10 protein-coding genes and 1 pseudogene are annotated in these 10,240 nt (G+C 61.6%); 5 read left to right on the forward strand and 6 right to left on the reverse strand.

What is annotated here, in order from left to right:
* From VBE63_RS21270 to VBE63_RS21300, 6 genes and pseudogenes are all read right to left on the reverse strand, one after another.
* A partial coding sequence (locus VBE63_RS21270) for a reverse transcriptase domain-containing protein (protein ID WP_323685026.1) occupies positions 1-422 on the reverse strand: 422 nt, incomplete at its 3' end.
* A 134-nt stretch (positions 423-556) separates the two neighbouring features.
* Positions 557-1,788 (reverse strand): annotated as a pseudogene (locus VBE63_RS31520) (ISAzo13 family transposase).
* Positions 1,789-1,827: 39 nt separating this feature from the next.
* Positions 1,828-1,989, reverse strand: coding sequence for a DUF4351 domain-containing protein (locus tag VBE63_RS21285; RefSeq protein WP_323685037.1), 162 nt, complete (start codon positions 1,987-1,989; stop codon positions 1,828-1,830).
* A gap of 15 nt (positions 1,990-2,004) precedes the next feature.
* On the reverse strand, positions 2,005-2,145 hold the full coding sequence (locus VBE63_RS21290; protein WP_323685027.1) for a hypothetical protein: 141 nt from the start codon (positions 2,143-2,145) through the stop codon (positions 2,005-2,007).
* 36 nt (positions 2,146-2,181) lie between these two features.
* Entirely contained in the window at positions 2,182-2,409 is a 228-nt protein-coding gene (locus tag VBE63_RS21295; RefSeq protein ID WP_323685028.1) for a hypothetical protein, read from the reverse strand.
* A gap of 503 nt (positions 2,410-2,912) precedes the next feature.
* A complete protein-coding gene (locus VBE63_RS21300; RefSeq protein WP_323685029.1) occupies positions 2,913-3,599 on the reverse strand; it encodes a hypothetical protein in 687 nt (228 codons plus the stop codon).
* 160 nt (positions 3,600-3,759) lie between these two features.
* On the opposite strand from VBE63_RS21300, the gene VBE63_RS21305 reads away from it, so the two are divergent.
* The 5 genes from VBE63_RS21305 to VBE63_RS21325 all read left to right on the forward strand — a co-directional run.
* Positions 3,760-3,984 carry an AbrB/MazE/SpoVT family DNA-binding domain-containing protein gene (locus VBE63_RS21305; RefSeq protein WP_323685030.1) on the forward strand — a complete coding sequence of 75 codons (225 nt, stop codon included), beginning with the start codon at positions 3,760-3,762 and terminating at the stop codon, positions 3,982-3,984.
* Complete coding sequence (locus VBE63_RS21310) at positions 3,963-4,424, forward strand: putative toxin-antitoxin system toxin component, PIN family (RefSeq protein WP_323685031.1); 462 nt, start codon at positions 3,963-3,965, stop codon at positions 4,422-4,424. Before VBE63_RS21305 ends, VBE63_RS21310 begins: the two co-directional genes overlap by 22 nt.
* A gap of 702 nt (positions 4,425-5,126) precedes the next feature.
* On the forward strand, positions 5,127-6,821 hold the full coding sequence (locus VBE63_RS21315; protein ID WP_323685032.1) for a flagellin: 1,695 nt from the start codon (positions 5,127-5,129) through the stop codon (positions 6,819-6,821).
* A 111-nt stretch (positions 6,822-6,932) separates the two neighbouring features.
* The gene (locus VBE63_RS21320) at positions 6,933-9,929 is read left to right on the forward strand and encodes a tetratricopeptide repeat protein (protein ID WP_323685033.1); all 2,997 of its coding nucleotides are present in this window, start codon (positions 6,933-6,935) and stop codon (positions 9,927-9,929) included.
* A 32-nt stretch (positions 9,930-9,961) separates the two neighbouring features.
* Positions 9,962-10,240 (forward strand): DUF2887 domain-containing protein (locus tag VBE63_RS21325; protein ID WP_323685034.1); only part of this gene is annotated, 279 nt, incomplete at its 3' end.

Genomic DNA, 10,240 nt, shown 5'->3' on the forward strand with positions numbered 1-10,240 from the left:
GGGATCCTTTCGAGGCTGCCAAAGAAGTCCTGGATGTCGAGGTCGATCACCCAGCCGCCGCCGATGTCCATGAGCCCCTGCCAGAGCGCTTGCAGCGCTTGGTGGGCGTTGCGACCGGGCCGAAAGCCGTAGGAGCAGTCCAGGAAGTCCTGCTCGTCGATCGGCTCCAGCACCCTCAGCACCGCGCGCTGGAGCACTTTGTCTTCCAGGGTGGTGATGCCGATGGGACGGGTCTTCTTGGTGCCGTCCTTGGGGATGTGGACACGTCTGACCGGTGGCGCGCGGTAGCTTCCGCTCTTGAACCGTTCGAGCAGGTCGCTCAGGTTCGCCCGCAGATCGGCTTCGTACACTTCGGCGGTGACGCCGTCCACTCCAACCGCGCCGTCCTTGCGCGTACGCCGGTACGCTTCTTCCAGCCACATCAGGTCGATGAGCGCGCCTTTCGCAATCTCAAGACCGTGCAGTTAGAGATTCGCCCGGTTTATCACAAGACCGATGAGCGCATTCGCAGCCACGTCTTTCTCTGTCTGCTGGCCTAGGTGATTTCCGGAAATATTTATACCGAGCAGGCAGGCTTAATCAGGATATCCCACTTCGGCAGATCGGGGTTGCGCACGAGTCGCGCTTCGACGTCACGCATGGCCTTCTTGGTGAGGGAGATCCCCTTAGCGTAGACCTCGCGTGACAGCTCAACGACCGGGTGAAGCCCTTTCCACGTCATGCTCTTGGCCCATTCAAGCATGGTGTCAGCATCCGTGAGTTGAGCGCCGTTCCAATGCTGTTCGAGGATGCCCCAGCAGCGTTCGATGGGGTTGTACTTGCTGTGGTACGGCGGATAGTAGAGCAGTTGGATCGGTGTGCGGATCGCATCGGCGAACTGCACCATCCGATGCAGGAACTGCGTGCGTTGCCCATTGCTCTCGGGGCCGTTGTCGGCCTTGATCTGCAGGAGCGTACAGGCGTCGCGTTCCTCGGCGGGTAGCCGTTGCCACCAGGCCTCCACGCTGTCGACGATAAAGTCGCTGGTCTTGGCTGAGCTGCCAAAGTGCATGGCCAACTCGCCGCGATCTTCGTCGACAATGCCGAAGGGGGTGTACTTCTCGTTGCAGCCCATGTCGTGATCTGCGGCTTTATTCGCGCCGCGGGTGTGGCCACCGCGCGAGTACGGTCCAATCTTGACCGTGGCCTTGCAATCGATGCTCAGGCGCCGGATGCTCGGGTCGTTGCCGCCGTCGTCCTTGTCCCGGAGGTTGGCGAAGATGGCGTCGGTCTGCGGAATTTTTTTTGGGGCTTGGCCTTGAGGACCGGGCGCAGCCGGTAACCGTTGCGATTGAGGATGTCGGCCATGGTGCTCGCGGCGGGCAGGACGGCATCGGCAAACCCGCGCGCCTTGAGTGCTTGGAGGGCGCCGGCGGCGGTCAGGCGTGTGTACGACAACGGTCCGCGAAAGCTCGGATCTTGCTGCGTGTGCGCTTCGGCAATCTCCCACAACGCCGCCGCCGCTTGCGGATGCTTCTGCTCCCAGGTCATGCGGCCAGCGACGAGCGCCTGTGCGCTCACACACACACAGCCGCTGCGCTGCTCATGCAGACCGAGTTCGACCGCGGCACGACTCCAGCCGAACAGCGCCTCTGCCCGTCGTGGATTCGCGCCACAGTACTTCTCAGCCATCACCGCCTGGAATGCACGGCGCTCCACGCGCCTCATCTTCGAAGCCGCAAGCTTGATATCTTCGACGTGCTCGGCCGTCAGCGTGCCGGGCGGTAAATCATGAGAATCCGTGTCCATAGGCGTGAGGAAGGTGTCTGAGAACTGACGCGAAGTATCTCATATATCGGTATATCTAAAAGCGGAAATCGCCTTAGCATCCAAGAGTCCATCGAACCAGGCGTCGAGTTGGTCGCCATTGGCCTTGCTGATCCGCTGTTCGGCCCATGCTGGCAGCGGTCCGAAACGGCGGCTGAGCAGACGTGTCAGGCAGGGAGAGATCGATCAGGGAGGCCATCACCAAGCCCGCGGCGCAAAGTCCCGCTCATTCTGAATCGCCGCCGAGTCCCCGGTTGCGCGGATGCTAAACAGCCCGCGCTTGGCCAGCATCGCCTCTGCACCCGCATCCGCACCCGCATCCGCGCTCAGCCACGCCATGGCTCCAAAGATGCGATTGTTCGCGTAACGCGGCAGCTACTGCTTGAACTGATCTAGCTTGCGCAGGAAGGCCTTCACATCCTTGGGGCGCAGCGTCGTCTTCACCTCGACCACCACCAACTCCTCCCCGTTGTGGGCGAGGATGTCGAATTCATAATTGCCGCCATCGGCGCGCTGGCCCTTGAGCCGGGTGCTGGTATCGGTGATGGCGATGCCGCGCGCCCTGAGCAGATTCACCAGATCGCCCTCCACCAAGGACTCCATCAGCTTGCCCCACTGGCTGGTGAACAGAGGCTAAACCGTGGTCCGTCCCGGGTTTCGAGACGTCCCGGGTTTCGAGATCGGCGAGCAGCGCGGCGTCAAAATCGGCGAAGCCTAAAGCCTGCTTCGCCAGCTCGCGCGTCAGTTTGGCCCCGACTGCGCCGAGCCCTACCGCGATCGCATCGAAGCGGCCGACATTGAGCAGCTCGATGCTTGGCTCGACAACATGCTCACCGCTGAAACTCCCGAAACCTTCTTCCACTGAAACCCGGCGCCAAGCCATCTTCGATGGTGCGCCGGCGCGCGACGAAGACACATCGCGCTACATCCCCGATTGACGTCAAACCCATCCATTCACGGTCAACCCACTCGATGAACTGTTCGCGACAAGGCAATGACCGCACCGCCTCGAACTCGAGCCCCGCGCTTGCCAGCATCAGGCGCCTGCCGGCCAGCCGGGCTAAACCGTTGTCCGTCCAGGATTTTCGCGGGTTTTCGGATTTTCCTTAGTGAAAGATCGTCTCAGGTGTCTCGGCGCTGAGGATGCGTTTCGACCACTGCAGCAGCTGCTCGGGCTCGGCGGCTGTGATGCGCTCGCGGTAGGTGTCGACGCTGTCTGGTCCAAACTTCTCTTGTAACTGAGCCAGCAGGATGGTGGCTTCGCCCTGCTGAATCCCCGCTTGTTCAACCGTCGTCACGTATGGCATACACTGTTGCTCCTCATAGGCATAAAGTTGTTGGCGAAAGTCCGCTTCCAGCCCCGCAGGCAGGCGGATCATCCAGTCGATGAGCCGGAACAGTTCCAGGATCAGTGCGCGCGCATAGCCGCGCTCGTACATCAGGCGGATCAGACGGAATTTCCAGCCCTTGAGCGTCTCGGCATCATCAGTGACCTTAGCGCGGATCTGCGCCATCACCACCAAGGCGAAGACGTTATCGCTGGCTTCCAACTCGGCCCAGCGCTTGGGCTGGGTGGAGTCGAGCAGTTTCACCATGGGAAAGCGGAAGTCCATTCGGCAGTCCCAGAGCGCCGTGCTGTACTGTTGCGGGCGAAAGCCCCGATCGGTATCGGCCAGCACCGCGAGGCTTGCCACCGGCACCTGATAGCGGTCGCGGATCTTGTAGTGATAGGTGTACATCCGCTCAGCAAAGGCCGTTTCCGGCTCGCCTTGTACTTCGATATGGATCAGCACCCAGACCGCTCCATCAGGTGTCTGCCAACCAGTCGGGCCAAGCGGTGGTCCGTCCCGGGGTTCCCCAGCAGCAAACGCCAGCCGCAAGCCGCATGTTGCGCGTGAATCCGGGCGGTCTGCTAGACTCCAAATTCCTTACTTCATTACCTTGAGAGCCAGCATGCTTGCCAAGCGCACAAGCAAGAACCAGGTCACTTTGCCAAAGGCCATCGTTCAGCGGGTCGGTGAGGCTGACTACTATGACGTGACCGCACAAGAGGGGAAAATCATCCTCACCCCAGTCCGTCTCCAACAAGCCAATGCCGTGCGCACCAAGCTCGACGAGCTTGGCATCGTCGCGGCAGATATCGATGAGGCCATCGCTTGGGCAAGAAAACGCCCCTGAGCCCAGTGCGCGTCGTCATTGACACCAATGGCTTGGTCTCGGCCTTGATCTTTTCGCACGGTCGGTGCGCTTGGCTGCGCCAGGCATGGCAAGCTGGGCGCTTCATTCCGCTCGCTAGTCAAGACACCGTGGGCGAGCTTTTGCGCGTGCTGAGCTATCCCAAGTTCAACCTCAGTCGTGACGAGCAAGAGACATTGCTTGCTGACTATCTTCCTTACGTCGAGACGGTAAAGATCGAAACGACACCGACAGGGTTACCGGACATCCGCGATGCGGATGACCTCATGTTCTTAGCGCTTGCCATCCTGGGTGACGCCGATGCCTTAGTCAGCGGAGATGCTGATCTTCACGCCGTCAAGCCCCGGTTTCCCATCCCGATCATGACACCCACCGAGTTTGCCGACTGGCTTGCTCCCGATAACGACTCAGCACCTGTTTAAAGCCTCTGCAATGAGCCTTGCTGGACAAGTTCGAGCATTGCAAGCGCGGCCACGGGCTACCTGCAGCAAGGCAGCGCCGGCACCAAGCCTGCCGACAAGCCAGAGCAAGACCGGTTGCGCGAATGGCACCGAGCCTTTGGCATTGCATTGGTCGACCTGTTCGCCGACGTCCCATGGCGTGTCGAGCTCGAACAAGAACTGGCGCTGATCAGCCAGGAGATCAATCGAGAAACCAGTGACGCACCGCCTGGAAAGGCGTCTACGACCTGCCCTGGGGCGGGCATCGCATTCGGGTCATCGTCCTCAACCGAATCAGCAAGCACCCACGCAACGCCCCCTGGGAACGCTTCGCCAGCGAGCAAGATCGCATGCGCCAAGGGCTTGAACACGACCGCCAGCGCCTGCGCGAGCCCCACCAAAACGGCTGCTGGACACTGCTCGAACGACTCCACCTCATCTTCCAACGCGACCCAGTGACGCGCTCAGGCGCCGGTACTCAGCGTTGTCGCACCGGCCAGGATGTGACACAGATCACAAAAGCACGCCGGGTCCCGCCTTTTTTTCCCCGGGGCCTCAAGCTTCGCCGATCGCTGCCGTTATACAAGGCAACGGCCAACACTGGTGCCGTTGCGACAGGCCCCGGCAGCCATCGACTGACCTGCCGTCCTGGCGCCTTCACCACGCACTCGGAAGGAGCGAACCATGTCCGTCATCAACACAAATATCACCTCGCTGATCGCTCAGCAGAACCTGAACAAGAGCCAGAACAGCCTCACCACCGCGATGGAGCGCCTGTCCTCGGGCATGCGCATCAACAGCGCTAAGGACGACGCCGCCGGTCAGGCCATCGCCAACCGCTTTACCTCGCAGATCAACGGCCTCAACCAGGCCGTGCGCAACTCCAACGACGGTATCTCTATCGCGCAGACCACCGAAGGCTCGTTGAACCAGATCAACGACAACCTGCAGACCATTCGCACCCTCACCGTGCAGGCCGCCAACGGCACCAACTCCGAGTCCGACCTGCAGTCCATCCAGGACGAAATCGGTCAGCGCCTCGCCGAGATCAACCGCATCTCCGCCGAGACCGACTTCAACGGCGTGCGCGTACTCGCCGAGGGCGCGGGCGCATTGCGCGTGCAAGTGGGTGCGAACGACAATCAGGTCATCAATATCAACCTGACCCAGATCGATGTTTCAACGCTCAACCTGAGCGGCTTCAATGTCGATGGCGTTGGTACCGCAAACAACCTGGCGAACACAGATCAGGTTCTGGCGCGCGGCTTCGTGGCCCAGAACGATGCCAATGATTCCTATGTCAACGCCACCTTCAATGATATGGCGAGCGTGGCCAATGGCGGTGTCACCCTAGCACTCGCGCAGTTGGAAGATGGCGGAACAGTCACCGGTTCGACCCCCTCACTCGGCGGCGACACGGTCTATACCTACAATGCTAGCAGCGACAGCTTCACCTTCAGCGGCACGACTGCAGACACTGCCGGAGCGGATTTGATCGCCGCGCTCACGCCGTCAACGGGCGAGACCAACACTGTCACCATCGAAGGCGCTGACGGTGCTCAGATTGCTGTCAAGATCGACTCGGCGGGGACAGTGACCCGCGCGGATAACGGCGCCGCGCTTTACTTCGATTCAGGCGCAGGCAACCTGACCGAGAACAACTCGAGCGGCCACACCTTGGCCAACATCAGCGACATTGGCGTCTACATGGCCGCAGATGATAGCGGCAACACGATGACCATCCGTGATGGCACGACGAACTACGTGTCGAACGGCGACGCTAATGCATATGACGTCGAAAACGCCACGATCTCGCGTACGGATTTGGCGGCAGTGATGGAAGATAAAGGCACCGCTCTGGATTGGCAGATCGATGTGGTTGGCAACGCGACGGGTGCAACTTATGCATTCGACGCCGGTATCCTAGAAGATGCGGGTGCGAGCCTCTATATCTCTGGCTTCGATGCCGAGAAGATCGCGACCGAGCCTACGGCGACCATCTTCCAGACCGATGAAGGCACCTTCACCGATGGTTTCGCCAATCAGATCTATGTGGACGCGAGCGGCAATCTCACTTTTGACGCGGTCAGCGGCGCCACGGCGACCGAAGATCCATTGGCCACCTTGGACGCGGCGATCAAGCAGGTCGATGCGCTTCGCTCCGAATTGGGTGCGGTCCAGAACCGCTTCTCGGATGCCATCTTCAATCTCGAGACCAACGCCCTGAACCTCTCCGATGCCCGTTCGCGCATCGAAGATGCCGACTATGCCAAGGAAGTCGCCGAGATGACCCGCGCGCAGATCCTGCAGCAGGCCGGTACCAGCGTCTTGGCACAGGCCAACCAGCTGCCGCAGAACGTCCTCTCGCTGCTAGGCTAAACCGGGGCTAACCCCGCGCTGACAGCCGCTCGCGGCTGAGCACTGAGGCCCCCGCCCTGGGGGCCTTTTTCGTTTAGACTGGGGCGCGATGCCTTCCGAGCGAGTCCTGCCATGCCATCCATCCCCTCCACCTCTGCCTCCCGCATCCCCGCCAGCCAACGTCAGCGCCTTGATCGCCTCTTTCAGAAAGGCGATGACCGACAGGCTGAACAACAGGCACAGGCCCTCACGCGCCGCTATCCGCAAGACCCGGAAGGCTGGCATGCCCTGGCGCAAGCCCAGTATCGCCAACAAAACCATGAGGCCGCGCTGAGCGCGAGTCAGCACGCCTGCACACTCGGCGGCGAACAGCCACCTGGGGCGCATCTGTTCCTGTTGGGACAGATCCAGTTTGCCTTGCAGCAGTTCGAAGACGCCGAACAGGCGCTCGACGAGGCCGCTGAGCGCGACCCCGAGAACGCTGAGATCCACCTGATGCGCGGTCATGTCTATCATGCCCAGCGGCGCGAGGAGGACACCATTGCGGCGCTCGATCGAGCACTGGCGTTGAATCCGACCTCGATGAAGATTCTCGGCATGCGCATCACGGTGTTCTCGCGCGCGCGGCGTTATGCCAAGGTGATGCAGGAATGCGAAGCGCTGATGGCGCTCAAGCCGGAAGAAGCGGTCTATTACAATCTGGTTGGCACCAAATATCAGGATATCGGCGACTTCGAGCAAGCCCGCGCCTACTACCGCGAGGCGCTGCGACGCAATCCGCAGGAATTCGGCGCCGCCTCCAATATCTTCCTCAACCTGCATTACGATCCAGCGGCCGATCCGCGCGAGATCTACGACACCGCGCGCGACTGGCAGCAGCGCTTCCCGGCCGAGCCGCAAGCGCCGATTCCGGCCGATCGGCATCCCGCCCGCCGGCTGCGCATCGGCCTCATCTCGTCGGGATTCCATTCGCATCCGGTCGGCTACATGATTCTGCCCGGTATGCTCCACCTCAAGCGCGCTAATGTGGAGTGCTATTACTACACGCTCGATCGCAAGGTGGATTTCATCACCCGGCAACTGATGCGCACGGGGCGCGTCTGGAAAGATGTCATCCGGCACGACCAGGATGCCCTTGAACAGGTCCTGCGCGAGGATCAGCTCGACATCCTCATTGATCTCTCCGGGCACAATGACGGCAACCGGTTGCCGGTCATCGCGCGCAAGCCGGCGCCGCTGATCATCAAATGGGTCGGCGGGCAGATCAACACCATGGGGCTGGAGGCGATCGACTATTTCCTCAGCGATGCCATCGAAACCCCGCCCGGCGTCGATGACTGGTATGTGGAAAAGCTCATTCGGCTGCCGGATGACTATATCTGCTACAGCACTCCGCCCTATGTGCCCGCGCAGATCTTTCCCGACCTCAATGAGCTGCCAGCGCTGAGCAACGGCTATATCACCCTCGGCTGCCTCAACAACCCGACCAAGATCAACCCTGAACTACTCGCCGAATGGGCGCGCATCATGCACGCCTTGCCTGGCAGCCATCTGCTGCTCAAGGGCGGTCCTTACGAGGATGAGAGCTTCTGTCAGCGCATCCGTGACACCCTCGCCGAGCACGGCATCGCTGCCGAGCGCGTCGAGCTGGAAGGCCCCTCCAAGCACAAAGAGTTCCTGCGCACCTATTGGCGCATCGACATCGCGCTTGATCCCTGGCCCTATTCCGGCGGCATGACCACCTGCGAGGCGCTGATGATGGGCGTGCCGGTGGTGACCCATCCCGGCCCCACCTTCGCCGGTCGCCATGCCGCCACGCATGTCACCAACGCCGGCTTCCCGGACTGGGTGTGCGCGAGTTGGGACGCCTATCACGAGCGCGTGCTGGAACTGGCCGGGGATCTTGATCAGCTTGCCAATATTCGGCAGCGCCTGCGCCAACAGGTGATGGCCTCGCCGCTGTGCGATGGCAAGCGCTTCGCCGAGAACCTCGATGCCGCCCTGCGCGCGATCTGGCAACGCTATTGCGAGGACAAGGCACCGGCCGCGCTGACCTTTACCGGCCAGGGCGAATGCCAGTTCGAAGACGAGTCGGCACCGGTCGAACTGCAACACCCGCAGTCTTATCTCACGCCCCGCATGCGCGCTGAGCGCCGTTTCAACTGGCAACTACCGAGCAAGCTAGTGGTGATCGACAACCGCGCCAAGCTGCTGCGCGAGGAGGGCATCGAAGCGCTCTTAAAGCTCGACGCCTTCGGCATCGTTGCCTTTGATCCTGGCAGCCTGGTCGAGCAACCCGAGCGCTTTGCCGACAGCGCCGAGGTGCAGTTGATCCCGCATGCGCTGCTCGGCGACGGCCAGCCCGCCACCCTGCATGCCTGCCTCGATCCAGCGCTCTCCAGCACCCTGCGGCCGCTGCCTGCAGCGCAGTTGCTGCCGAGCATGCGCCAAGGTGCACAGGTGCTCGCCAAGCTGCCAATCAGCACCGTCGCGCTCAACAGCGTGGCTGGGCTGGAGAGCCTCGACTGGCTCATCCTCGACCACCTGAGCGATGCCAACACCATCCTCGAACACGGCGACCAAGCGCTGAAAGACAGCCTGCTGATCCAGGTGCGTGTCGCCTTCCAGCCCACTCACGAACGCCAGCCCAACCTAGCCGAATTGCAGCACTGGATGGCGCGCCACGGCTTTCGCTTCTATCGCTTCAACGATCTCAGCTATGAGAGCCATCTGCCCGAGCGCGAGGATGTGGTCGAGACCCAAGGCAGCGAGCTGGCTAGTGCCGATGTGCTTTTCCTGCCCAGCCTTGCGCGCATGTCCGCGCTCAGCGACGCCCAACGCATCAAGCTCGCCTTCCTGCTGCATACGGTGTTCAACATCAAAGACCTCGCCTATGCGCTGCTCGCCGATGTCGATGCCGACAAGGCCGAGGATTACCTACTGGCGCAGGGAATGGTGCGCGAGCCTGAGCCTGAGCCTGAAGCGGAGCCGGAGCCTGAAGCGAAATTGACCGCCGATACAGAGGCGCTGACTGACCCGGAGCTGTCCGACTCGGGCAAGGGCGGCGAGCCGGGGCCGCCATCGACAACAGCGGATGCCGAGGATGCCGACGAATTCGTCTTCGATTAACACAGGCAAAGGCCCGCAACGGCTGAATGCAGATGCACACCGACAAACAGATCGATCTGCTCCTCGGCGCCGACCCTGAGTTCCTCTGCCTGCTCACCGATGGCCTCCGCATCGATGGCCCCTACGACTTCGAAGCCATCGACGTCAAAGCCCTGGAGCGGCGCATCGACGGCGTCGTCCTTCCCGCCGACCCCAAGCAAGCGATCTGGGCGATCGAAGTGCAAGCCCAGAAAAAAGACAACATCTACCATCGCCTGCTGATCGACATGGGCCTGCTCGGCGAACGCCGCCCCGCGCAACCCGTCTGTGGC

This window comes from Lamprobacter sp., from assembly GCF_034860625.1.
Taxonomy (GTDB): domain Bacteria; phylum Pseudomonadota; class Gammaproteobacteria; order Chromatiales; family Chromatiaceae; genus Lamprobacter.